Annotated in this window: 26 protein-coding genes; 12 read left to right on the top strand and 14 right to left on the bottom strand. The window is 69.6% G+C overall.

Annotated elements, in window-relative coordinates; translation table 11 throughout:
• Positions 1 to 111 precede the first annotated feature (111 nt).
• The 7 genes from sucD to MWM08_RS22840 all read right to left on the bottom strand — a co-directional run bounded on the left by sucD (position 112) and on the right by MWM08_RS22840 (position 7615).
• Positions 112 to 1008, bottom strand: a complete 897-nt coding sequence (gene sucD / locus MWM08_RS22870) for a succinate--CoA ligase subunit alpha (protein ID WP_244408810.1) — start codon at positions 1006 to 1008, stop codon at positions 112 to 114.
• A gap of 4 nt (positions 1009 to 1012) precedes the next feature.
• Positions 1013 to 2206 (bottom strand): ADP-forming succinate--CoA ligase subunit beta, encoded by a 1194-nt coding sequence (gene sucC, locus MWM08_RS22865; protein WP_244408809.1) that lies wholly within the window; start codon positions 2204 to 2206, stop codon positions 1013 to 1015.
• Positions 2207 to 2273: 67 nt separating this feature from the next.
• Positions 2274 to 3227: a malate dehydrogenase gene (gene mdh / locus MWM08_RS22860; protein ID WP_244408808.1), complete on the bottom strand. Its 954-nt coding sequence runs from the start codon at positions 3225 to 3227 to the stop codon at positions 2274 to 2276.
• An 82-nt stretch (positions 3228 to 3309) separates the two neighbouring features.
• Complete coding sequence (locus MWM08_RS22855) at positions 3310 to 3807, bottom strand: hypothetical protein (protein WP_244408807.1); 498 nt, start codon at positions 3805 to 3807, stop codon at positions 3310 to 3312.
• Between the two features lie 127 nt (positions 3808 to 3934).
• The gene (zapE, locus tag MWM08_RS22850) at positions 3935 to 5152 is read right to left on the bottom strand and encodes a cell division protein ZapE (protein WP_244408806.1); all 1218 of its coding nucleotides are present in this window, start codon (positions 5150 to 5152) and stop codon (positions 3935 to 3937) included.
• A 652-nt stretch (positions 5153 to 5804) separates the two neighbouring features.
• The gene (locus MWM08_RS22845) at positions 5805 to 6395 is read right to left on the bottom strand and encodes a c-type cytochrome (RefSeq protein WP_244408805.1); all 591 of its coding nucleotides are present in this window, start codon (positions 6393 to 6395) and stop codon (positions 5805 to 5807) included.
• Entirely contained in the window at positions 6392 to 7615 is a 1224-nt protein-coding gene (locus tag MWM08_RS22840; protein WP_244408804.1) for a PQQ-dependent sugar dehydrogenase, read from the bottom strand. Before MWM08_RS22840 ends, MWM08_RS22845 begins: the two co-directional genes overlap by 4 nt.
• Positions 7616 to 7746: 131 nt before the next feature.
• Between MWM08_RS22840 and MWM08_RS22835 the strand changes: the two genes are divergently transcribed.
• On the top strand, positions 7747 to 8514 hold the full coding sequence (locus MWM08_RS22835; RefSeq protein ID WP_244408803.1) for a sulfite exporter TauE/SafE family protein: 768 nt from the start codon (positions 7747 to 7749) through the stop codon (positions 8512 to 8514).
• Here the strand turns inward: MWM08_RS22835 and MWM08_RS22830 are convergent.
• Entirely contained in the window at positions 8501 to 9187 is a 687-nt protein-coding gene (locus tag MWM08_RS22830; RefSeq protein ID WP_244408802.1) for an RraA family protein, read from the bottom strand. The genes MWM08_RS22835 and MWM08_RS22830 overlap by 14 nt on opposite strands.
• 134 nt (positions 9188 to 9321) lie before the next feature.
• Positions 9322 to 10515, bottom strand: a complete 1194-nt coding sequence (locus MWM08_RS22825; RefSeq protein WP_244408801.1) for an MFS transporter — start codon at positions 10513 to 10515, stop codon at positions 9322 to 9324.
• A gap of 172 nt (positions 10516 to 10687) precedes the next feature.
• On the opposite strand from MWM08_RS22825, the gene atpH reads away from it, so the two are divergent.
• From atpH to MWM08_RS22795, 6 genes are all read left to right on the top strand, one after another.
• On the top strand, positions 10688 to 11287 hold the full coding sequence (gene atpH / locus MWM08_RS22820) for an ATP synthase F1 subunit delta (protein ID WP_244408800.1): 600 nt from the start codon (positions 10688 to 10690) through the stop codon (positions 11285 to 11287).
• A gap of 2 nt (positions 11288 to 11289) precedes the next feature.
• Positions 11290 to 12822 (top strand): F0F1 ATP synthase subunit alpha, encoded by a 1533-nt coding sequence (atpA, locus tag MWM08_RS22815; RefSeq protein ID WP_244408799.1) that lies wholly within the window; start codon positions 11290 to 11292, stop codon positions 12820 to 12822.
• A 26-nt stretch (positions 12823 to 12848) separates the two neighbouring features.
• Positions 12849 to 13733 (top strand): F0F1 ATP synthase subunit gamma, encoded by an 885-nt coding sequence (locus tag MWM08_RS22810; protein WP_244408798.1) that lies wholly within the window; start codon positions 12849 to 12851, stop codon positions 13731 to 13733.
• A gap of 65 nt (positions 13734 to 13798) precedes the next feature.
• Positions 13799 to 15229, top strand: a complete 1431-nt coding sequence (atpD, locus tag MWM08_RS22805; RefSeq protein WP_244460014.1) for a F0F1 ATP synthase subunit beta — start codon at positions 13799 to 13801, stop codon at positions 15227 to 15229.
• Between the two features lie 228 nt (positions 15230 to 15457).
• Entirely contained in the window at positions 15458 to 15874 is a 417-nt protein-coding gene (gene atpC / locus MWM08_RS22800; RefSeq protein ID WP_244408797.1) for an ATP synthase F1 subunit epsilon, read from the top strand.
• 277 nt (positions 15875 to 16151) lie between these two features.
• A complete protein-coding gene (locus tag MWM08_RS22795; protein WP_244408796.1) occupies positions 16152 to 17012 on the top strand; it encodes a ferritin-like domain-containing protein in 861 nt (286 codons plus the stop codon).
• On the opposite strand, the gene MWM08_RS22790 is transcribed toward MWM08_RS22795, so the two are convergent.
• On the bottom strand, positions 16949 to 17197 hold the full coding sequence (locus tag MWM08_RS22790) for a hypothetical protein (protein WP_244408795.1): 249 nt from the start codon (positions 17195 to 17197) through the stop codon (positions 16949 to 16951). The two genes, MWM08_RS22795 and MWM08_RS22790, sit on opposite strands and share 64 nt — an antisense overlap.
• A 742-nt stretch (positions 17198 to 17939) precedes the next feature.
• Here MWM08_RS22790 and MWM08_RS22785 point away from each other — a divergent pair.
• From MWM08_RS22785 to aat, 3 genes are all read left to right on the top strand, one after another.
• Positions 17940 to 19070: a type III PLP-dependent enzyme gene (locus MWM08_RS22785; RefSeq protein ID WP_244408794.1), complete on the top strand. Its 1131-nt coding sequence runs from the start codon at positions 17940 to 17942 to the stop codon at positions 19068 to 19070.
• A gap of 502 nt (positions 19071 to 19572) precedes the next feature.
• Entirely contained in the window at positions 19573 to 20040 is a 468-nt protein-coding gene (locus tag MWM08_RS22780; protein ID WP_255751368.1) for an Lrp/AsnC family transcriptional regulator, read from the top strand.
• 32 nt (positions 20041 to 20072) lie between these two features.
• Positions 20073 to 20738: a leucyl/phenylalanyl-tRNA--protein transferase gene (aat, locus tag MWM08_RS22775; RefSeq protein ID WP_244408792.1), complete on the top strand. Its 666-nt coding sequence runs from the start codon at positions 20073 to 20075 to the stop codon at positions 20736 to 20738.
• A gap of 10 nt (positions 20739 to 20748) precedes the next feature.
• Here aat and MWM08_RS22770 read toward each other — a convergent pair whose 3' ends face one another.
• The 4 genes from MWM08_RS22770 to thiS all read right to left on the bottom strand — a co-directional run bounded on the left by MWM08_RS22770 (position 20749) and on the right by thiS (position 23054).
• Positions 20749 to 21186: a VOC family protein gene (locus tag MWM08_RS22770; protein WP_244408791.1), complete on the bottom strand. Its 438-nt coding sequence runs from the start codon at positions 21184 to 21186 to the stop codon at positions 20749 to 20751.
• Positions 21187 to 21456: 270 nt separating this feature from the next.
• Positions 21457 to 21768, bottom strand: coding sequence for a hypothetical protein (locus tag MWM08_RS22765; RefSeq protein WP_244408790.1), 312 nt, complete (start codon positions 21766 to 21768; stop codon positions 21457 to 21459).
• Between the two features lie 279 nt (positions 21769 to 22047).
• Entirely contained in the window at positions 22048 to 22839 is a 792-nt protein-coding gene (locus tag MWM08_RS22760; RefSeq protein WP_244408789.1) for a thiazole synthase, read from the bottom strand.
• Positions 22840 to 22841: 2 nt separating this feature from the next.
• Entirely contained in the window at positions 22842 to 23054 is a 213-nt protein-coding gene (gene thiS, locus MWM08_RS22755; RefSeq protein ID WP_244408788.1) for a sulfur carrier protein ThiS, read from the bottom strand.
• Between the two features lie 128 nt (positions 23055 to 23182).
• On the opposite strand from thiS, the gene aroQ reads away from it, so the two are divergent.
• Positions 23183 to 23635 (top strand): type II 3-dehydroquinate dehydratase, encoded by a 453-nt coding sequence (gene aroQ, locus MWM08_RS22750; protein ID WP_244408787.1) that lies wholly within the window; start codon positions 23183 to 23185, stop codon positions 23633 to 23635.
• Positions 23635 to 24096: an acetyl-CoA carboxylase biotin carboxyl carrier protein gene (accB, locus tag MWM08_RS22745; protein ID WP_244408786.1), complete on the top strand. Its 462-nt coding sequence runs from the start codon at positions 23635 to 23637 to the stop codon at positions 24094 to 24096. Before aroQ ends, accB begins: the two co-directional genes overlap by 1 nt.
• The last annotated feature ends 13 nt before the right edge of the window (positions 24097 to 24109 follow it).

Genomic DNA, 24109 nt, shown 5'->3' with positions numbered 1-24109 from the left:
GGTCACCTTCCTCGGTTCTTGATGCGGGTCGTCGCCACAACCCCCGGGGAGGTTGCGGCGCCATCCCTTACCATACCCCTTGCGGCCCGCCGGTGGCAGGCCTTTCGGGTCTCAGCGCTTGAGCGCCTTGACCATGGTCGACCCCAGGGCGGAGGGGCTGTCCGCCACATGGATGCCGGCGGCCTTCATGGCGTCCATCTTGGCCTCGGCCGTGTCCTTGCCGCCCGAGATCACGGCGCCGGCATGGCCCATGCGCCGCCCCGGGGGGGCGGTGGCGCCGGCGATGAAGCCCACCACCGGCTTGTTCGGCTTGCCGGGGCCGAAATTCTCGCGCTTGAGATATTCCGCCGCCATGATTTCGGACTGGCCGCCGATCTCGCCGATCATGACGATGGACTTGGTCTCGTCGTCCTTGAGGAACAGCTCCAGCACGTCGATGAAGTCCATGCCCTTTACCGGGTCGCCGCCGATGCCGACGCAGGAGGACTGGCCGAGCCCCGCCGCGGTGGTCTGCGCCACGGCTTCGTAGGTCAGGGTGCCGGAGCGCGAGACCACGCCGACCGACCCGCGCTTGTGGATGTGGCCGGGCATGATGCCGATCTTGCAGGCTTCCGGCGTGATGACGCCCGGGCAGTTCGGCCCGACCAGGATCGACTTCGACCCGCACAGCGCGCGCTTCACCTTCACCATGTCGAGCACGGGAATGCCCTCGGTGATGCAGATGATGAGCGGCAGCTCGGCGTCGATCGCTTCCAGGATGGCATCCGCCGCGAAGGGCGCGGGCACGTAGATGACCGAGGCATTGGCCTGCGTCTTCTCCACGCACTCCGCCACCGTGTCGAAGACCGGCAGGTTCAGTTCCGGGTGCATCGTGCCGCCCTTGCCGGGCGTGGTGCCGCCGACATAGGTCGAGCCATAGGCGATGCCCTGGGACGCATGAAAGGTGCCCTGGGCGCCGGTGAAGCCCTGGGTCATGACGCGGGTGTTCTTGTCGACGAGAACGGCCATGGCGTTACGCGCCCTTCACTGCAGCGACGACCTTCTGGGCGGCGTCGGCGAGGTTGTCGGCGGGGATGATGGCCAGGCCGCTCTCGGCCAGGATCTTCTTGCCGAGGTCCACGTTGGTGCCCTCGAGCCGCACCACCAGCGGCACCTTGAGGTCGAGGTTCTTGCTCGCCACCACGATGCCCTCGGCGATCATGTCGCACTTGGCGATGCCGCCGAAGATGTTGACCAGGATCGCCTTCACATTGGCGTCCGACGTGATGATGCGGAAGGCCTCGGTCACGCGCGCCGCATTCGCGGTGCCGCCCACATCGAGGAAGTTCGCCGGGCTGCTGCCGTACAGCTTGATGATGTCCATCGTCGCCATGGCCAGGCCCGCGCCGTTCACCATGCAGCCGATCTCGCCATCGAGCGCGACGTAGTTCAGGTCGTTCTTGACCGCGTCGAGTTCCTTCGGGTCCATCTCGCTGTCGTCGCGCAGCGCTTCGAGGTCCTTGTGGCGGTACAGCGCGCTGTCGTCGAAGGACACCTTGGCATCGAGCGCCACGATGTCGCCCTTGCCGGTCACCACCAGCGGGTTGATCTCGACGATCATGCAGTCGAGCTCGACATAGGCGCCGTACAGCGCGGTCACGAACTTCGTGAAGGCGGCGACCTGCTTGCCTTCCAGGCCCAGGCCGAAGGCCAGCTTGCGGCAATGGAAGCCGGAGATCCCCGCGGCCGGGTCGACCGCGACCTTCAGGATCTTCTCGGGGTGGTTCTCGGCCACCTCCTCGATCTCCATGCCGCCTTCGGTCGAGGCCATGACGGTGATGCGCGAGGTGTCGCGGTCGACCAGCAGGCCCAGATACAGCTCACGCTTGATGTCGCAGCCGTCTTCCACATAGACGCGGCTGACGACCTTGCCGTGCTCGCCGGTCTGCTTGGTGACCAGCGTCTTGCCGATCATCGCCTCGGCGGCGGCGCGCACATCCTCGATCGACTTCACGACGCGCACGCCGCCCTTGCCGTTCGGGTCTTCCTTGAAGCGTCCCGCACCGCGGCCGCCGGCATGGATCTGCGACTTCACGACGTAGACCGGGCCGGGCAGCTGCTTCGCGGCCGCCACGGCCTCGTCGGCCGACCAGGCGACATGGCCGTCGAGCACCGTCACGCCATAGCGGCGCAGCAGCTCCTTGCCCTGGTATTCGTGGATGTTCATGCCGGGGGGTTCCCTGAGACGGGGCGGACAGGAAAAGGGCCCGGCGCGGTGTCCGGGCCAGGGTGGGTCAGCCCACCAGCTTCTTCGACGCGTCGATCAGTTCCTGCACCGCGCCGCAGGACTTGTCGAAGGCGGCCTTCTCTGTGGCGTTCAGCTCGATCTCGACGATCCGCTCCACGCCGCCGGCGCCGATCACGACCGGCACGCCGACATAGAGGTTCTTCACGCCATACTGCCCGGTCAGCCAGGCGGCGCAGGGCAGCACGCGCTTCTTGTCCTTGAGGTAGGATTCCGCCATCGCGATGGCGCTCGCGGCCGGGGCGTAGAAGGCCGAGCCCTTCTCGAGCAGCTTCACGATCTCCCCGCCGCCATTCGCGGTGCGGGCGACGATCGCGTCCACCTTCTCCTGCGTCGTCCAGCCCATCTTCACCAGGTCGGGCACGGGAATGCCGGCCACGGTGGAATAGCGCGTCAGCGGCACCATGGTGTCGCCATGCCCGCCCAGCACGAAGGCGGTCACGTCCTCGACGCTCACGTTGAATTCCTGGGCCAGGAACAGCCGGAAGCGGCTGGAATCCAGCACGCCCGCCATGCCGACCACCTTGTTCGCGGGCAGGCCGGACTTCTGCTGGAACACCCACACCATCGCATCGAGCGGATTGGTGATGACGATGACGAAGGCGTTCGGGCAATGCGTCTTCACGCCCTCGGCCACCTGGGCGATGACGCCGGCGTTCTTGGACACCAGGTCGTCGCGGCTCATGCCCGGCATGCGCGGGAAGCCGGCGGTGATGATCACCACGTCCGAGCCCGCGATGTCGGCATAGTCGCCGGTGCCTGCCATGGCGCTGTCGAAGCCGTCGACCGGCCCGGACTGCATGATGTCGAGCGCCTTGCCCCCGGCCACGCCCGGGAAGACGTCGAACATCACGACGTCGCCCAGTTCCTTGAGGCCGATGAGGTGGGCCAGCGTGCCACCGATGTTGCCGGCGCCGATCAGCGCGATCTTCTTGCGGGCCATGTAGCCTTCCTCGGGTCTGGTGCAGTGCGCAAAAACGCGCTGCTACCTACTCCGCGGCCCGCCGCCCGGCAAGGCTGGGCCGTTACAGGGGCATGCAGCGGACGATGTCCGAATGCCCATGCGCCAAGGTCGCGAGGGTGCCGGTCGGGCAGGCATGGGCCTGCGCATTGGTGGCCGGCTCGAGGCCGCCCTGCCAGGAGACCGCGCGGGTGCGCGGGGCGCAGTTGCGGCCGCGGCAATTCACCGCCGCCTGCTGCTGGCGCGTGCCGGACCGGGCGGCGGCCTGGCGCGTCCCGCGGGCGTCGCGGGCGGAGGCGGCGCTGCGGGTCGAGGCCTGGCGGGTGCCGCGGGCATCGCGCGCCGGGGTGCGCTGCGACGTGGCTTGCCGGGACGTGGCGCTGCGGCTGGCGGCTTCGCGCCGCTGCGGGGCGGCGGCGGCGCGCGTGGCGGAGGCGCGGCTCGCCTGCGGCGTCCCCTGGCGGGACTGTGCCTGCGCCTGGTCCCGGGTGCGTGCCTCGGACGGCGCGGCACTCCAGCCAAGGCTCGCCAGGACGATCAGCGCGGATGCCAGGAGCCGCATGCGGTTCACCTCTCGATTCATTGCCGGGCGTTACAAAGGCCGCGCACCATACCCAGGCGGACCGCCGAGGGAAAGTGCGAAGCGTGATCCAGGTCACTTGACCCGGGAGGGGTCGCACCGGCTGCGGTCAGGTCAGGTGCGGCAGCGCCAGGTAGGCCTGGGACTGCATCTCGACCAGGCGGGAGGCGGTGCGTTCGAACATCGCGGCGTTCTCGCCGCGTTCATACAGCCGGTCGGGCACGTCCTCGGCGCTTGCCACCAGCTTCACGCGGTGTTCGTAGAGCGTATCGACCAGGGTGATGAAGCGGCGTGCCTTGTCGAAATTCTCGGGCCCCAGGCGGGGGATGCCATCAAGCACGATGGCGTGGAAATGCGTGGCGACCGCCAGGTAGTCGGCCGGCCCGAGCGGGCGGCCGCAGATCTCGTCGAAGGCGAATCGCGCGACGCCGCGCGCCGCCTGCGGCACCGCCACCGCGCGGCCGAGCAGCGTGAGGGTGGTGGTTGACGCCGGCGCGCCGCCGGTCAGTTCCGCGAAGGCGGCATCAAGAGCGCGCTCGGCGCGGCCATCGGGGGGCACGTGCCAGGTCGGCAGGCCGCGGATGCGTTCGCGCCGGTAGTCGCGCGCGGATTCGATGACCAGTACCTCGATCCGCTTCTTGATCAACGTGATGAAGGGCAGGAAGGCGTCGCGGCCGGGCTTGCCGCGGAACAGGTCATCGGGCGCGGTGTTCGAGGTCGCAACCACCACCACCCCGCGGGCGAACAGGGCTTCGAACAGGCGGCCGAGGATCATGGCATCGGCGATGTCGTGCACCTGGAATTCGTCGAAACACAGCAGCGCGGCTTCGGCCACGATGCTGTCCGCGAGCGGCGGGATCGGGTCGTGGTCGTGGATGTCGGCGGGCGCGGGCGCGTCGGCGTCGCGCAGCTTCCAGGCATGGATGCGCCGGTGCACCTGCTGCATGAACTGGTGGAAGTGCAGGCGTTTCTTGCGCGGCACCTCGGCGGCCGCGAAGAACAGGTCCATCAGCATGGACTTCCCGCGGCCGACCTCGCCCACCAGGTACAGGCCCATGGGTGCGCCGGCGGGCGCTTCCTCGGTGGCCTTGCGGCGGAAGAAGCGGGAGAGGAAGCCGCCCGTGTCGGGCGGGTCCTGGCGTGGGTCGTAGCCGCGGGTGCGGCGCCAGAGGTCCTGCAGCTTCTCGGCCGCCATCACCTGCGCGGGGTCGGCGGTGATGGTGCCGGCCGCGATCAACGCGCGCAGCGCGGGCAGCGGGCCTTCGGACGGTGTGGTGGAGGACGGGCCCGGGCCGTGGCCGGGCATGGCGTCCGGAGGTGGCGTCATGGCGGCGCAGGCTTAGCCCGCGGCGTGGCGCGGGACAACCGCGGCAGGTGCGACCCTGCGCCTATGCCACGCCGACGCAGCGAGGCGGATCGAGGCGTGTCGCGATCCGGGAGCGTGAATGCGCGACCGCGCCCAGACCATCATGCGCGCCCGGTGCACCAGCGCGTGGCGTGAAGGCAAGCCGGCCGGATGGCCGCCTTCCGTCGCGTGAGGGCAAACGAGAATGCGGACCGAGGCGCGCCTCGAGCCGGGAGCGCGAATGCGCGACCGCGCCCAGACCATCATGCGCGCCCGGTGCACCAGTGCGTGGCGTGAAGGCAAGCCGGCCGGATGGCCGCCTTCCGTCGCGTGAGGGCAAACGAGAATGCGGATCGAGGCGCGCCTCGATCCGGGAGCGCGAATGCGCGACCGCGCCCAGACCATCATGCGCGCCCGGTGCACCAGCGCGTGGCGCGAAAGGCAAGCCGGCCGGATGGCCGCCTTCCGTCGCGTGAGGGCAAACGAGAATGCGGACCGAGGCGCGCCTCGAGCCGGGAGCGCGAATGCGCGACCGCGCCCAGACCATCATGCGCGCCCGGTGCACCAGTGCGTGGCGCGAAAGGCGAGCCGGCCGGATGGCCGGCGCCCGCCGTCTGAGGGCAAAAAAGAGCGTTCACTCCCGCTGCGACAGGTAATGCGCCAGGGCCGCGATCTGCGCGTCGGTCAGCCCCATCACCGCACCGTTCATCTGCGAATCGGCGCCCACGCGCAGCCCGTCGCGGTATTCGGCCATGGTGCGCGCCAGGAAATCCTCGCGCTGGCCGGCGATGCGCGGCACCTGTTCGCGCCCGGCCAGCGTGGGCATGTGGCACACCGCGCAGTTGCGCGGGCCGATCAGCGCCTGCCCGGCGGCAAACAGCGCGGGGTCGCGCGCGCGGCGGTCGTCCGGTGGGCCCGGCGGCAGGGAGGCGTAGTAGGCGGCCAGGTCCTCGATCTCGCGGTCGGGCAGGCCCTGGGCGAAGGCCAGCATGGCCGGCACTTGGCGCAGCCCCTCGCGGAACAGGATCATCTGCGTGACGATGAACAGCGGCGGCTGGCCGGCCAGCGAGGGGATGCCCTCGGTCTGGCTGCGGCCATCCGCGCCGTGGCAATTGGCGCAGCGATGCGCCGCGAGATCCGCCCCGCGCGCGGCATCCTGCGCGGCGGCGGAAAAGGCGACGGCGGCGCCGAACAGCGCCGCCGCCAGGAACGCCCGCAACCTCACTGGCGATAGGTGATGCGGTAGATCGCGCCCATCTGCTCACCCGAGACGAGCATGGAGCCGTCGCGCAGCACATGCACCTCGACCGGCCGGTCGGCGAAGGTCTGCGCGGCGTCGTTGCGGAAGCCGGTGAGGAATTCCTCGATGCGGGTCACGTTGCCCTGTGCGTCGAGATGCGCGACCACCACGTCGTAGCCCGACAGCCGCGAACGGTTCCACGACCCGCGCCGGGCGATGAAGGCCATGTTGCGGTACTGCTCGGGGAACATCGTGCCGGTGTAGAAGCGCATGCCGAGCACGGCGGTGTGCCCGCCCAGCAGCGCCGCGGGCTGCGCGAATTCCGAGCAGTTGCGCCCGGCATTGTATTGCGGGTCGCGCCAGTCGCCGAGGCAGAAGGGGAAGCCGAAATCCTCTCCCGCGCGGCGCACGCGCAGCAGCGTGTCCTGGGGCGCGTCGTCGCCCGCCCAGTCGCGGCCGTGGTTGGTTGCCCACAATTCGCGCGTCACGGGGTGGTGCGCCATGCCGACCGAATTGCGCACGCCGCGCGCCTCGATCCGGCGGTCGGACCCATCGGGGTTGAAGGAGACCAGCAGCGCGAACTTGTCGCGGTCGAACTCGCAGACGTTACAGTTCACGCCGACATTGGTGTAGATCCGCCCGTCGGGTCCGAGGGTCGCGAACTTCCAGTGGTGGTTGCCACCGTGTTCCTGCTCGGTCGGGAAGCCATAGGCGGCGGTCAGGTCCACCGGCGTGGGCACGTTGTCGAGGTTCGCCTCGATGTTGTCGTAGCGCAGCACGCGGTTGACCGCGAAGACATACAGGCTGTTGCCGATCATCACGAGGCCGCTGGGTTGTGCCAGGCCCTGCGCGATGATGCGGGTGCGCGTCGTGCCGTCCGGGTTGCGCGAGATGGCATAGACGCGCCCGATCGCGCGGGTGCCGGCGAACAGCGTGCCGTTCGGCCCTTCGGCGATGGCGCGCACGCCCGGCATCCCATGGGCGAAGACCTCGGCCTGGAAGCCCGGCGGCAGGCGGATGGACCCGACCGGCACCTGGTCGAGCGGCGTGACGGTCAGGCGGCCGGCATGCGGGGCGAGGGTCGATCCTTCGGGCCGGCCGACCGCCCAGCCGGGCACGGGTGCGGGGGCGGCGGGCGCCTGCGCGAAGGCGGGCGCGGCGAGAAGTGCGGCGGCGAAGCCGAGCAGGATGCGTCGTGAGGACATTGCGTTCTCTCTCCCTGTCGCCCCGGTGCGCGGGCGTGGGCGGCATGGAAGGACGGAACGGGCGGTCCTGCAAGCCTGGGTTGCATGACCGGGCCTGGACGACCGCGCCGCGCGGGCGGAGTCTCTCGGGCATGGATGGTCTTCTCGCCGGATTGCCGCCGATCGGCCCGCTGCTGGGCGTGGCCGCGGCCGCGCTGGCGGGCGGCGTGTCGCGCGGCTTCTCGGGCTTCGGGGCGGCGCTGGTCTTCGTGCCGCTGGCCTCGGCGGCGGCGGGGCCGCAGGCGGCGGTGCCGGTGCTGGCGCTGATGGAATGCGTGGCCTGCCTGGTGTTCCTGCCCAGTGCCTGGCGCCACGCCGTGCGGCGCGAGGTCGCGGTGATGTCGGTCGGCGCGATCTGCGCGGTGCCGCTGGGTGCGATGATCCTGGCGGCGAGCGACCCGGTGGCGCTGCGCTGGGCGATGGTGGGCCTGGTGCTGCTGGCGGTGGCGGTGCTGGCGTCGGGCCTGCGTTATCGCGGGGCGGGGTCGGTGCCGCTGACCATCGGCGTGGGCGCGGCGGGCGGGCTGATGAGCGGCACGGCCATGCTTGGCGGCGTGCCGCCGGCGGTGTTCTGGCTGGGGCGGGACGCACCGGCGGTGGTGGTGCGCGCCAACATGAACCTGTACTTCGCCATCCTCACGGTGGCGGTGACGGCGGCCTTCGCGTGGCGCGGGCTGATCGGGCCGGACAGTGCCTGGTTCGCGCTGGCCGCGGCGCCGGCCTATGGCGCCGGGCTCTGGGCCGGGGCGTGGCTGTTCGGGCGCGCCAGCGAAGCGACGTTCCGCATCGCGGGCATCGGCATCATCCTGGCGGCGGCGGTGCTCGGCTTGCCGCTCTGGGATGGCCTTACGGGCCGATGATGCGCGCGGCCGCGACGATGGCGGCGATGCGGTCGTTGCCGGCGCCACCGGCCTCGACCGCCGCGATGGCCTTGGCTTCCGCGGCGCGGATGGCCTGCAGCCGTTCGAGCACGGCCGGCGCGCGATCGAGCGGGATCACGACCACGCCATCGGCATCGCCCACCATGATGTCGCCCGACCGGACATGCTGTCCGCCCAGCGTGACCGGCGCGCCGACCACGCCCGGGCCGTTCGCCGCCGGGGAGGCAGGGATGATGCCCGCGGCAAAGAGCGGCAGGCCGGTGGCGACGATTCCGGCGCGGTCGCGCGCCAGGCCGTCGGTCACGAAGGCGGCGATGCCCTTGTTGCGCATCATGCCGGCGACGATGTCCCCGACCACGGCCGTGGCGGTGTAGGCGTCGTTCGCCACCACAACGACGTCGCCGGCCTGCGCCTCGGCCAGGGCGCCGTACACGCCCACCACGTCGGCCGGGTAGGACAGCGCGGTCAGCGCCGGGCCGACGAAGGCGGCATTGGCGTCGTCCATCGGCTTGATGCGGAAATCGAGCGCGCCGCGGCCATCCATCGCGTCGACCAGGTGCGAGGTCTGCGCGCCGCGGAAGGCTTCCAGCAGCGCCGCGTCGGGCCGCGCATGGCCGCGATGGATGGTGAGCATCGGCGGATTGTCGAGCATGGCGCGTGTCCTCGTTCTGCGGGGGCGATGCTCGCGCGTGGGCCGGGGGCCGTCGAGTCGGGGCCTGTTCGAGCGCTTCGGCGCCGGCGCGCACCGCCACTCGGCCGCCGTGGCCGGGACCGGGCGAAGGGCACTCAGCGCCGCCCGCGCAGCACCGCCGCCGCGGCCAGTTGCAGCACCAGCGCCGCCGCGCCCACCGTCCAGTCGCCGCCGACTTCCCGCAGCAGGCCGAAGATGGCCGGGGCGAAGGCATAGAAGGCCTGGTTCACTGCGGTGATCAGCGCCACCACCGCGCCAACCTGCGCCGCCGGCCATTCGGCCTGCGCGATCAGCGGCGGCAACGAGAGCAGGTTGCCCAGCCCCAGCCCGAACAGCACACAGGCCAGCACCAGCAGCGGCGCGCTGGTTCCGCCGGCCGCCAGCAGCGCGACCGACCCCGCCGCCTGCACCAGGAAGTTCAGCGCCGCCGCCCCGCGCCGGCTGGCACCGGACGGCAGCAGCCAGCCGACGGCGGTGCGCCCCAGGACCGCGCAGACGGTCGCGAGGCTGACCGCCCAACCGGCACCGGCGACACCCAGCGCCGGCGTCATCAGCGAATAGACCTGCGACAGCAGCCCCATCTGCCCGACCATGCCGAGCGCGAAGGCCATCGACAGGCTGCGGAAGCCCGGCTGCGACCAGAGCGAACCCGCCACGCCCGCGGCCGCGCGCGGGGCGGGCGGGGCCGCCGCGCCATCGGCGTGTTGGCCGAGCATTGCCGGGTCCGGCGCGAACCATCGCCCCACGACGGGCCAGAGCACCGCCATGCCGATCGCGCCGATGGCGATGGCCGCGGGGAGGAACCCGATGCCGCCGATCAGCGCCGCCCAGAGCGGCACGAAGACGATCCCGCCCATCGAGGCGCCGTTGTAGGCCATGGCCAGCGCGGCCGGCCGGCGCCGGTCGAACCATCGGCTGACGATGGCGTTGATGGCGGCACCGCTGGTCATGGCCCAGCCGGCGCCGGTCAGCAGCGCGGCGGGCACCAGCCAGGCGGGTGCCGGTGCGGCGGCCCAGGCCACCGCACCGCCTGCCGACAGCACCAGCCCGGCGCGCAGCATGGCCACCAGGCCCAGGCGCGCCTGCACCGCCGGCAGCCGCGCGACCAGCAGCGCGGAGGCGAGGAAATGCAGCGTGATGGCGCCCGAGACGGCGGCCACCGACCAGCCCCGGCCGCCGGCGAGCGCGTGCAGCCACACGCCCGGGCCGTAGAAGCCGATGCCCCAGGCGAAGGACGCCAGCGCGAAGGCCGCCCAGACCACCTGCCAGCCGAAGAAGCGATCCGCCATCGGGCGCAACCTGCCACGGATCGGCGCGTTGCGCGCGATTTCGCCCGGCGCTCGGTTGCGGTGCGGCAAACGCTATGTTAAGCGCGCGCCGCCGCCGGGATCGCCGTCCTGCGCGGCCATGACCCTTGGCGTGTTCGCCGGAACGCGCCGCACAAAAGGACCGGGATCGCTCGTGGCCGCCGAGACCATCCAGACCGTCTCCCCTTCCTCGCCGAGCCCGGTCGGTGCCGCTGCGCGCTATGCGTATGCGCTGCTAGGCCTGGCGGACGACCTGCGCCAGGCCGAGCCCGGCGCCGTCGACCGCATCTCCGCCGACCTCGAGGAGCTTCTCGTGCTGTGGCGCGAGGATGCCGATTTCCGCGACTTCATCGCCGACCCGCGGCTTGACGGCGTGAAGCAGCGCGCCGGCATGTTCGCGATCCTGGATCGCGTGAAGACCGGCACCGAGGTGCGCAACCTGGTCGGCGTGATGATCGTGAACCGCCGCCTGGCGGCGCTGCCCGCGGTGGCGCAGGCCTTCGGGGCGCTGCTGTCGGCCCGCCGCGGCCAGCAGACCGCCGATGTGGTCACCGCCCATGCGCTGACGGACACGCAGCGCGCCCAGATCGTCGCCCGCCTGACCGAGGCCGGGTATTCCGGCGTGCGGCTGTCCGAGAGCGTCGATCCGTCCATCCTGGGCGGGCTGATCGTGAAGATCGGCTCCCGCCTGTACGACAACAGCATCAAGTCGAAGCTGCAGCGCCTGCAGTACGCTATGAAGGGGGCCGCCTGACCATGGATATCCGTCCTGCCGAGATCTCGGAGATCCTGAAGGCACAGATCGCCGGCTTCGATGCCGAGGCGAACGTGGCCGAGGTCGGCACCGTGCTGACCGTGGGCGACGGCGTGGCCCGCGTGTACGGCCTGCAGAACGTGATGTCCGGCGAACTGGTGGAATTCCCGGGCGCCGGCATCCGCGGCATGGCGCTGAACCTCGAGGTCGACAATGTCGGCGTCGTCATCTTCGGCGACGACAAGAACATCCGCGAGGGCGACACCGTCTCCCGCACGCAGTCGATCGTGGACGTGCCGGTGGGCAAGGGGCTGCTGGGCCGCGTGGTCGATGCGCTGGGCAACCCGATCGACGGCAAGGGCCCGCTGACCGACGTGACGCGCACCCGCGTCGAGGTGAAGGCGCCGGGCATCATTCCCCGCAAGTCGGTGCATGAACCCATGCAGACCGGCATCAAGGCGATCGACAGCCTGATCCCAATCGGGCGTGGCCAGCGCGAGCTGATCATCGGCGACCGCCAGACCGGCAAGACGGCGGTGGTGCTGGACACCATCATCAATCAGAAGCCGATCAATCAGTCGGGCGACGAGTCGAAGAAGCTCTATTGCATCTATGTCGCGATCGGGCAGAAGCGCTCGACCGTGGCCCAGCTGGTCAAGACGCTTGAGGAGCAGGGCGCTCTTGAGTATTCGATCATCGTGGCCGCCACGGCGTCTGACCCGGCGCCGATGCAGTTCCTGGCGCCGTATTCCGGCTGCGCGATGGGCGAGTTCTTCCGCGACAACGGCATGCACGCGGTCATCTTCTACGATGACCTGTCGAAGCAGGCGGTGGCGTATCGCCAGATGTCGCTGCTGCTGCGCCGCCCGCCGGGCCGCGAGGCCTATCCGGGCGACGTGTTCTACCTGCATTCGCGCCTGCTCGAGCGTGCGGCGAAGATGAACGACGATTTCGGCGCCGGGTCGCTGACCGCGCTGCCGGTCATCGAGACGCAGGCGGGCGACGTGTCGGCCTACATTCCGACCAACGTCATCTCCATCACCGACGGCCAGATCTTCCTCGAGACCGAGCTCTTCTATAAGGGCATCCGCCCGGCGGTGAACGTCGGCCTGTCGGTGTCGCGCGTGGGTTCGGCGGCGCAGATCAAGGCGATGAAGCAGGTCGCCGGCAAGATCAAGCTGGAGCTGGCGCAGTACCGCGAGATGGCGGCCTTCGCGCAGTTCGCCTCGGACCTCGATGCCACGACGCAGGCGCTGCTGGCGCGCGGTGCGCGGCTGACGGAACTGCTGAAGCAGCCGCAATACAAGCCGGTGCCGGTCGAGGAGCAGGTGATCTCCCTGTTTGCCGGCACGCGCGGCTACCTGGACCGCATCACGGTGGCGCAGGTCGGCGAGTTCGAGCGCCGGCTGCTGGCCGACCTGAAGGCGCGTTCGCCCGATATCGTCGAGGCCATCCGCACCGACCGCGAGATCAAGAAGCCGACCGAGGACAAGCTGGTCGCCTTCCTGGACGACTTCGCCAAGTCCTTCGGCTGACCTAGGCAGGGCGCGGAGAGCCACAGATGGCGAGCCTCAAGGCGCTGCGCATGCGGATCAACAGCGTGAAGTCCACGCGCAAGATCACGCAGGCGATGAAGATGGTGGCTGCGGCCAAGCTGCGCCGCGCGCAGATGCGTGCCGAGGCGGCGCGCCCCTATGCGGAACGCATGGAGCGCATGCTCGCCTCGCTCGGGGTGGCGGTGGCGAACCAGCCTGACGCGCCGAAGTTGCTGGTGGGCACCGGCGGGGATGCGGTGCATCTGCTGGTGGTGATGTCGGGCGATCGCGGTCTGGCCGGCGCCTTCAACACGAACATCGGGCGCTTCGCCCGCACCCGGATTCGCGAACTGGAAATCCAGGGCAAGACGGTCAAGGTACTGGCCGTCGGGCGCAAGGGTGCCACCTTCCTCAAGCGCGAATTCGGGTCGCGCTTCGTGGGCGAGGTCTCGTTTGCCGGCAAGAAGACGGTGGGCTTCGAGGATGCGGCCGAGGTCGCGGCGACGATCACGCGCATGCTCGAGGATGGCGAGTTCGATGTCTGCTCCCTGCTCTACAACCGCTTCCGCAGCGTGATCTCGCAGATCCCGTCGGAGCAGAAGCTGATCCCGGCCGCGCTGCCGCAGGCCGAAGCCGAGGTCGCGACCGGGCCGCAGGCGCAATACGAATACGAGCCGACCGAGGAAGAGATCCTCGCCGCGCTGCTGCCGCAGAACCTGGCCGTGCAGATCTATCGCGCCGTCCTGGAGACCAATGCCGGCTTCTATGGCAGCCAGATGCAGGCGATGGACAATGCCACGCGCAACGCCGGTGAGATGATCAACAAGCTCACCCTCAACTACAACCGCACCCGCCAGGCCAACATCACCCGTGAGCTGATCGAGATCATCTCTGGAGCGGAGGCATTGTGATGGCGCGTGCACCGAAGAAGAAGTCCGATGCCGCCGAGGCGGCGCCGATCGAGCAGGGGATTGCCATCGTGAAGAACAATGTCGGCAAGGTCACGCAGGTGCTGGGCGCCGTCGTGGACGTGCAGTTCCCGCAGGACCTGCCCAACATCCTGAACGCGCTGACCGTCAAGATCGGCGATCGCGTCCTGGTGCTGGAAGTGGCGCAGCACCTGGGCGAGCGCACGGTGCGCACCATCGCGATGGACAGCACTGACGGCCTGGTGCGTGGTTCGGAAGTGATCGACACCGGCGCGGGCATCTCGGTGCCGGTCGGCCCCGGCACGCTGGGGCGCATCCTGAACGTGATCGGCGAGCCGATCGACGAGCGTGGCCCGGTGCCGCACGACAAGACCTACACCATTCACCGCGACGCGCCGAAGTTCGACGAGCAGGCGACCGCGGCCGAGATCCTGGTTACCGGCATCAAGGTCATCGACCTGCTGGCGCCTTACCTGAAGGGCGGCAAGATCGGCCTGTTCGGCGGCGCGGGCGTGGGCAAGACCGTGACCATCCAGGAGCTGATCAACAACGTCGCCAAGGGCCATGGCGGCGTTTCGGTCTTCGCCGGCGTGGGTGAGCGCACCCGCGAGGGCAACGACCTGTACCACGAGATGGTCGATGCCGGCGTCATCAAGCTGGGCGAGGGCACGACCGAGGGCTCCAAGGTGGCGCTGGTCTATGGCCAGATGAACGAGCCGCCGGGCGCGCGTGCGCGCGTGGCGCTGTCCGGTCTGTCGATGGCGGAATACTTCCGCGACGAGCAGGGCCAGGACGTGCTGTTCTTCATCGACAACATCTTCCGCTTCACCCAGGCGGGCGCGGAAGTGTCGGCGCTGCTGGGCCGCATCCCGTCGGCGGTGGGCTACCAGCCGACGCTGGCGACCGACATGGGCGCACTGCAGGAACGCATCACCAGCACCAAGAAGGGGTCGATCACCTCGGTGCAGGCGATCTACGTGCCGGCGGACGACTTGACCGACCCGGCGCCGGCGACGTCCTTCGCGCACCTGGACGCCACCACCGTGCTGAACCGGTCGATCGCTGAGCTCGGTATCTTCCCGGCGGTGGACCCGCTCGACTCGACCTCGCGCGCCATGGACCCGCGCATCGTCGGCGACGAGCACTACAACACCGCCCGCGAAGTGCAGAAGATCCTGCAGACCTACAAGTCGCTGCAGGACATCATCGCCATCCTGGGCATGGACGAACTGTCGGAAGAGGACAAGCTGGTGGTGGCGCGCGCGCGCAAGATCCAGCGCTTCCTGTCGCAGCCCTTCCATGTCGCGGAAGTCTTCACCGGCACGCCGGGCGTGTTCTGCAAGCTGGAGGACACGATCCGCTCCTTCGCCGGTATCGTGAAGGGCGAGTTCGATCACCTGCCGGAAGCCGCCTTCTACATGGTCGGCACGATTGAAGAAGCCGTTAAGAAGGCGGAAGGACTGAAGGCGGCCGCGTAGACGGCTTCTTCAATCGAGAGTCTTTGTTTGGCCCTCAGACGCCGGGCGGCGGCCATCCGGCCGCCTTGGCTTTCGCCGCAAGGCTGGCGCGCTGGAGGGTGAAGGTTTGTGGGCGGCGCCGGCCGCTGTGCGGCCGGATCCTGTGATGGCGCGCCAGGCTGGTGCGGGCGCGCTGGGTGTGATGGTGGTGGGCGCGCGTGGCGCCCGTTGACGTAGGGGTTTGCACGGATGGCCACCTTCCAGCTCGAATTCGTCTCCCCGGAGAAGCTGCTGCTCTCGCGCCCGGTCGAGATGGCGCTGCTGCCCGCCGCCGATGGCCAGATGGGCGTGCTGCCCGGCCACGCGCCGATGATCGTCGCGCTGCGTGGCGGCGTTATCTCGGTGCACGAGGGCGGGACCGAAACCGATGCCCTGTTCGTGCCCGGCGGCTTCGCCGAGATCGCCCCAACCCGCGTCACCATCCTGGCGGATGAAGCGACGCCGGTTGAGCAGCTCTCGCGTGCTGAGGCCGAGCAGCGAATCGCCGCTGCCGAAAAGGCGCTGGCCGAACTGAACGCCGAGGGCACCACGCCCGAGCGGCGCGAGACGGCCATGGACCGCGTGCTGGCGGCGCGGGCGATGCTCGCGGCCGCGCAGGCAGCCTGAACGCGTCCTGGCCGGGCGCCGGGCCCGCGCGCATTCACGGCGTCCAGCCTGGCGGGACGACCCGGGATCGGACGGTCCCTACCAGGATGCTCGGAGTCCGCAGCACGGCGTTTTCGGAAGGGATGCGGGTACCGCGCGACGCGGCGGCGTCGTTGCGCCCGGTCTTCGCGCGCCACGGCGTCCCGTGCCAGCGCCGCCTTGAAACTGCCATGTGGGCAACGAAGATTGGCCGCGGAGGCACGCCTGCGAGCCGCCCCGCCCGCCTGAGGGAGTTCCCATGAAGCACTGGCATATCGACGAGGTGGGCTGGGACCGCTTCGACCCCACGAAGGTCGACCCCGAGATCGTGCCGCTGGTGAAGGCCGCCGCGATGGTCGAGCGCAACGCGGCGGATTACGTCACCTACCTCACGCGCGTTTTCCGCGACGACCCCGACTTCCAGGCGGCGGCGGAACACTGGGGCGTGGAGGAAACCCAGCATGGCGACGCGCTCGGCCGCTGGGGCGAATTGGCCGATCCGGGCTGGGACTTCGCGGCGGCCTTCGCGCGCTACCGCGCCGGCTACCAGGTGCAGCTCAACGCCGATGCGTCGATCCGCGGGTCGCGCAGCGGGGAGTTGATTGCGCGCTGCATGGTCGAGACCGGGACCTCGTCCTACTACACCGCGCTGGCGGAGGCGACGGCGGAACCCGCGCTGAAGCAGGTGTGCAAGCTGATCGCCGCCGATGAGTACCGGCACTTCAAGCTGTTCTACGACCACCTCAAGCGCTACCTCGCGCGCGAGAACCTGTCCTTTCCGCGCCGTCTGCGCGTGGCGCTCGGCCGCATCGGCGAAAGCGAGGACGACGAGCTCGCCTTCGCCTTCCACTGCGGCAACGAGCCCGAGGGCACGCCCTATGACCACGACCGCTGCATCAGCGGCTACATGGGCCGGGCGATGGGCTTCTACCGCTTCCATCACATCGAGCGCGGCATGGGCATGATCTTCAAGTCGATCGGCCTGGAACCGCGTGGGCGCATGGCGGACATCGCCGCCAAGGGCGCTTGGCGGCTGCTGCAGTGGCGGCGCGAGCGCTACCGCCAGGCGCTGAAGCGGGCGGTGAACGAGAACGCGGCGGTGTCTGCCAAGGCGGCGTGACGCGGGCTCGGCGCTGCTTCGGCTCCAGTTGAGGTCTGCTCTCCGGCGTGCGGGTTGATGGCGATGACCGCGGCATCGTGCTGCGGGTCCTCGTCCTCCGCGGCGTCGTGCGGCGGCGGCGCGCCGGTTGAGGCGCAGACCCTCCGGTAGCGGTGGCGTGGCATCGCCTCGTCGAAGTCGAGCACCGGGACCGCGATACGTCGCGCCTCGGCGGCGTAGAAGCGGAATGTTCGGTCGCTGCCCGCATCCTGGACAGCGTCGGTCCTGGCGGCGCGCAACGGGCGCCGCTGGCATGTCGGCGGTGTCCCAGCGCGGCAGGGCGCCGGGCTGGCTGCGCCGCGATTCGCCGCCGTGTAAGCCGAAGCCCGCACGATCGGGCGCGCGAGGCGTTTGTGCGCGCGATCGGCCGATATCGCGACCTCCCGCAGGATCTGGCTGACCGGCGACGTCGCGCGGCACCCGCCCGACGTGCGCGAGTGTCGGCACCCGCAGCCGCAGGGTCGTCGCACCCATGGCGCAGGCCGCCCTGGCGCCGGTCCAACCGCCATCCCGCCTTGGGCTTACGAACCGGCAACCTTCCGGCGATTCGGACCCGGCACGGGTCGAATCGCCCGGACCCGACGAACTCCCCTGGCCGCTTTCCTGGCATTCCAGGTGGTTTGAGAAAAAAATTCGGGCGCGATGCAGTTTTCCCTTTGCGCGCGGAACCGTCGGGCCTATACGGCGCGCCTAGACGCAGTACGCACGTGCCTCTGGCCCCCGGCCCCAACCCGGCCAAAGGGTTTACGCAACGACGTCAAGCGTTCTGGCAACCCCGTTCGGCATCGTGCCGGGCGGCTCACTTGGTCGCTGGTTCGTTCGACCGTTTCGTCAACCTAGGGCCGTCGCCTGGACAGGCGGCCCACCGGAGCCTGGAAAGGTGCGGCGATGACCCCGAAGATCGCTGAGTATCTGCGCGACCACGCGCCTGCGACCCCGTGCCTCGTCCTCGACGTGGACCGCGTGGAGCAGAATTACCGTCGGCTCAAGGCCGCGCTGCCGCTCGCGCGCGTGTACTACGCCGTGAAGGCCAATCCGGCGGCGCCGATCCTGCAGCGGCTGACGGGCCTCGGTTCGTCCTTCGACGCCGCGTCGTTCGAGGAGATCGAGGCGTGCCTCGCCGCTGGCGCGCAGCCGGGCGCGATCTCCTATGGCAACACCGTGAAGAAGGTCTCGGCCATTCGTGCGGCGCACGAGGCCGGCGTGACGATGTTCGCCTTCGACAGCGAGGCGGAGTTGCTCAAGATCGCCCGCAACGCGCCGGGCGCGCGCGTCTATTGCCGCATCCTGGTGAAGAACGAGGGCGCGGAATGGCCGCTGTCGCGCAAGTTCGGCTGCGAGCTGGACATGGCGCGCGACCTGATGGTGCAGGCGGGCGAGCTCGGCCTCGATCCCTACGGCATCTCCTTCCATGTCGGCAGCCAGCAGACCAGCACGGCGGCCTATGAAGGGGCGATCGCGCGCGTGGCCATGCTGTTCACCGACCTCAAGGAGGCCGGGGTGAAGCTGCGCATGGTCAACCTGGGCGGCGGCTATCCGGTGCGCTACCGCGCCGAGGTTCCGGGCATCGATGATTTCGGCACCGCCATCATGGGCGCCATGACGCAGCATTTCGGCAACGACCTGCCCGAGATGCTGATCGAACCCGGCCGCTTCATGGTGGGTGATGCCGGCGTGGTGTCGTCCGAGGTCGTGCTCGTCTCCCGCAAGGGCAAGGACGATCCGGTGCGCTGGGTCTACCTGGATATAGGGCGTTTCGGCGGCCTGGCCGAAACCGAGGGCGAGGCGATCAAGTACGCCTTCCGGACGCCGCATGACGGCGGCGCAGACGGGCCGGTGACGATCGCGGGGCCAACCTGCGACAGCACCGACACGCTGTACGAGAAGTCGAACTACCGCCTGCCGATGGCGCTGGATTGCGGGGATCGGGTCGAACTGCTCTCGACCGGGGCCTATGTCACGACCTATGCGGCGCAGGGCTTCAACGGGTTCCGGCCGCTGGCGGAGCACTATATCTAGCCCTCGAACGGCGGGAGGCGGCCATCCGGCCGCCTTGCCTTCGCGCCACGCACGGGTGCGCGTGGCGCGGCTGAAGGTCTGGGCGCGGTCGCGCTTTGCGCTGGCGGATCACTGCGTGATCCGCTTTGCGGCCCTCAGACGCCAGGCGGGCCGCATCCGCGGCCCTTGGCTTCGCGCCAAGCGCTGCTGCGCTGGCTGCGGCTGATGGTCTGGGCGCGGTCGCGCTTTGCGCGCGCGGATCGCTGCGCGATCCGTTGTGGAGCCCTCGGGTGCCGAGGGCGGCTTTCGGCGGCTGGGATGTGCGACATGCATGTGCTGCCAGACGACGCTGACGGTCTGGGCGAGGTCCGCCGCCGCGGGCTCGCGCCGCAATTGCGCGGCTTGGCCTCAGCGACCCTTACCGCAGCCACGGCGGGCGCGACGCCGGCAGGCGGTGCGGCATCAGCGACTTCGCCCGACATTTTTCCTTCCCACAATCCCGTGCGCCGCATAAGGTGCGGTCATGGACAGCATAGACCGGAACATATTGGTCGCGCTGCAGCATGACGGGGCTGCAGGCCTTGCGGAGCTCGCCAAGGTCGCCGGGCTTTCCGTCTCCGCCACCGCGGAACGGGTGAAGCGGCTCGAGGAACGCGGCACCATCCGCGGCTGGCGTGCCGATCTCGCCCCCGCGGCCGTGGGGTGCCCGCTGCTCGCCTGGGTTTTCGTCGCGCTGCGGCCGACCACCGCCGACGCAAAGTTCCGCGAGGCACTGCTGCCGCATGAATCGGTGCTGGAATGCCATGCCGTCTCCGGTGCGTGGTCTTACATGCTGAAGCTGCGGGTGGCCGGGCTGGTGGAGCTCGAAGCGTTCGTCTCCGGCGAGTTGCGTCGCCGCGGCGTGGAACGCAGCGAAACGGTGCTGGCCCTGGCCACGCTCAAGGAAACTGCCATCCTGCCCGTGGCACCGGCGGACGACGACGAAGAGTGACGCGGGGCGGCCTGCTGGTGCAGGCTACGTGCATGAGCCGCCGCCAGCTCGAGGTCACGCCCGACCTGCTGCTCCGCGCCTATGGCGCTGGGGTGTTCCCGATGGCCGAGAGCCGGCAGTCGGACCGCCTGTATTGGCTCGACCCCGCCTTGCGTGGCGTGCTGCCGATCGACGAGGGCTTCCATCTGCCACGGCGGCTGCGGCGCACGGCGCTGTCGGCGCGCTTCACGGTCAGCGCTGACCGCGACTTCATGGGCGTGATCCGTGGCTGCGCCGAACCTGCCCCCGGCCGGATGGACACCTGGATCAACCCCCAGATCGAATCGCTGTTCGGCGCGCTGCACGAACGCCACGCGGCCCATTCGGTCGAGACCTGGCAGGATGGGCGGCTGGTCGGCGGGTTGTACGGCGTGGCCCTCGGTGGCGCCTTCTTCGGGGAGAGCATGTTTTCGCGCGTGACGGATGCGTCGAAGGTCGCGCTGGTGCACCTGGTGGCACGGCTGCGGCTGTGCGGCTTCGTGCTGCTGGACACGCAGTTCCTGACCACCCACCTGGCGCGCTTCGGTGCGCTGGAGATCCCGAAGGCCGAGTACAAGCGGCGGCTGGCCGATGCGCTTGAGGTGCCCGCGCGCTGGCATGCCGAGATGCCGGGGGAGGTGGTGGCGGAGGAGATCCGGGCGCTGCGCGAGGGCGGCTGAGGCGCGGTGGTCAGCCGTGCCATTCCGCGAGTTCGACGGTGACGCCCTCGGGCCCGTCGATGAAGACCAGCTTGCGGGCGTGGAAATCCATGATGGCATTGCGGGTCTTGAAGCCGGCGGCTTCCAGCTTCGCGACCTCCTCCGCTACATCGTCCACCGCGAAGCAGATGTGGTTCATGCCGAGCTTCGCGAGGTTGCGGATCTGCGGGTCGGGCACCGGGTCCGGGTGGCGGTAGTGCAGCAGCTGGATCTCGGTGCGCGGCATGACGTTCTCCAGCACCAGGGTGACGTGGTCGGCCTCGATGCCGGGCACGCCCATGTAGGTGTCGAAGGGCTCGCCCTTGATCACCACGGCGATGGCTTTGCGGAAGCCGAGCACGGCGAAGAAGGCGCGGGCGCGGTCGAGATCGCGCACGACGATGGTCAGGTGGTCGAAGTTGCGCAGCATGGCGCTCTCTCCCGGCGCGGCATACCCGGCATCTGAGCACGAACCGCGGACGTCGCGGAACGATTGCGCGAGCCAACGGGGGCGCGTCGTGGAAGCGCCAGGTGAAGCCGTGCTGCATGTCCTCGGACAACTTCGCCCGGCCTCGACGCCCCCTTCATCGCGAATACCATGCGCACCGGGTCGCAGGCTTAAGCGATCGCGGTATTCGGCTTGGTCACGGGATGAGATGACGTGGATACAACCGAATACGGCGAGGCGACGCGGGAGGGCTCAGTCCCTGCCGTTGCGCCGTTCGCGCATCCACAACTCACGCCAGATGGCGACTGCCAATGTCACACATACCGCCAGGATCATGAGGATGAGACTGTACGGCATGCCCCGACCACCGTGCGGACCCACGTAGCTGGCAATGCTGACTGACGCGAGCAGCGCGGAAAGCCCAACAAACAGAAGGAAAATACCCCCCAACTGACGTGACTCGGCTGACGCGAAAGGATTGCCCGGGTGCGTACCGTTCCAGCGGGCCCGCGCCACCCGATCCCCGCCGGCGAGGCGCAGCGTCCGATACGCCAGGACCGTCATTATTAGACCTGGCACAATCGCAAACAAAAAATAGACCGTTAAGAAAAACAGAAGCCCACCATAGGGACTCGATCGAGCATCAAACAATATCACATCAAGCCGGAAGAAGAATGAAATAAGCGCCACAAGAAGTCCAGCGCTCGACCAAGCTGAAGCCCCTCTTCAAACCGTTCGCGCCACTGCGCGGCCCAACCGCTCATTTCCCGGCTCTGACAGAGGGTCGCCGGCGACTAACGTAAAGCAGCCGCGACCGTGGGCGCCAACATGAAGCGCGCGCTGCTACCGGATCAGCCCGCTCATCGGGCTCGACGCATCCGCCTGGTAGTTCACCGGCATCCGCCCCGCGAGGAACGCATTCCGCCCGGCCTCGACCGCCGCCTTCATCGCCAACGCCATGCGGACCGGGTCGCGGGCATGGGCAATCGCGGAATTCAGCAGCACCGCATCGCAGCCCAGTTCCATGGCCTTCGCCGCATCCGACGCTGTGCCGATGCCCGCATCGACCAGCACCGGGACCTTCGCCTGCTGCTTGATCGACCGGATCATGAAGGGGTTGGTCAGCCCCAGCCCCGAGCCGATCGGCGCACCCAGCGGCATGATCGCCACGCAGCCGAGGTCTTCCAGCTTGCGCGCGGCCACGGGGTCGTCGGCGCAATAGACCATCACCTCGAACCCATCGGCGATCAGCGCCTTCGCGGCCTCCAGCGTGCCTTCCATGTCCGGGTAGAGGAAAGGCGGCGGGCCGAGCACCTCCAGCTTCACCAGGTTCCACCCGCCCGCCTCGCGCGCCAGGCGCAGCGTGCGCACGGCGTCGTTCGCGGTGTGGCAGCCGGCGGTGTTGGGCAGGTAGGTGTAGCGCGTGGGGGGCACGAAATCCTGCAGCATGGGCGCCGAAGGATCGGACAGGTTCACCCGGCGCACGGCGACGGTGACGATCTCGGCGCCCGAGGCTTCGATCGCGGCCGCGGTTTCCTCGAGCGACTTGTACCGCCCGGTGCCCACGATCAGACGGGACCGGAAGCGCCGGCCCGCGACCTCCCAGGAGTCGTCCGCGACGGGGGTGGTGTCCATGGTCAGCCTCCGCCGATGAAGTGCACGATCTCGAGCCGGTCGCCCGGGCCGAGCGCCACGCTGTCGTAGGTGGAGCGCGGCACGATTTCCTCGTTGCGCTCGACCGCGACCTTGCGGGTGTCGAGGCCGATGGCGCGCAGCAAGGCGGCGACGGTGTCGCCCGGGGCGATGTCGCGGGCTTCCCCGTTCACGGTGATGGCGATGCGGCTGGTCATGCTTCCGCGGAATGTGGCGAAGGCGGGGGGGGGCCGCAAGGCACGTGGGCGCATGGCTGGGGGGCGCCCGCTTGCCCCCCGGAAAGCCCCCGTGCTAGCCCATCCGGCCCTTGCACCGGGAAACGCCCGTGAACCCGCCCCTGATCGCCGTGCTGAACGGCCCGAACCTCAACATGCTCGGCATCCGCGAACCTGAGAAGTACGGGTCCGCGACGCTGGACGACGTGGAGGCGCTCTGCGCCGAGACCGCCGAGGAGTTCGGCCTGGCGATCGACTTCCGCCAGACCAATTCGGAAGGCGAATTGGTGACCTGGGTCCAGGAATGCCGCGGCCGCGCGGCGGGCATCATTATCAACCCGGCCGGCTACACCACCACGTCGATCGCGACGATGGACGCGCTGCTGGCGGTCGGGCTGCCGGTGATCGAGGTACACATTACCAATATCCACCGCCGGGAGGAGTTCCGGCACCACAGCTTCATCTCGAAGGCGGCCGTGGGCGTGATCTGCGGGCTGGGCGTGCAGGGCTACGCGCTGGCCATGCGCGCGATGGCGGACCTGGTCGAGCAGGACGGGGAATGATGGGCAACTTCATCCAATTCGACGCCGCCGCGATCCGCGAGCTGGCGCAAATCCTGCGCGAGACGGACCTCACCGAGATCGAACTGGTGGACAAGGATGCGCGGCTGCGCGTGGTGCGCCAGTCGATCATCGCGGCGCCGGCGGCAACGCAGGTGACCGTGACCGCGCCGGCCGCGGCCGCGCCTGCCGCAGCCGCGATCGTTGCCGAGGCGCTGGACGCCGACCACCCCGGCGCCGTGACCAGCCCCATGGTGGGCGTGGCCTACATGTCGCCCGAACCGGGTGCGGCGCCCTTCGTGACCGTGGGATCGAAGGTCGCGCAAGGCCAGACGCTGCTGCTGATCGAAGCGATGAAGACCTACAACCAGATCAAGGCGACGCGCGCGGGCACCGTCACGCGCATCCTGGTCGAGAGTGGCACGCCGGTCGAATACGGCGAGCCGCTGATGATCGTCGAATAGGTTGTCCTATCCC

It is taken from the genome of Roseomonas fluvialis (assembly GCF_022846615.1).
Classification (GTDB): domain Bacteria; phylum Pseudomonadota; class Alphaproteobacteria; order Acetobacterales; family Acetobacteraceae; genus Neoroseomonas; species Neoroseomonas fluvialis.
The sequence above is the reverse complement of the archived record's forward strand: the minus strand, read 5'-3'. Positions and strand labels throughout refer to the sequence as shown.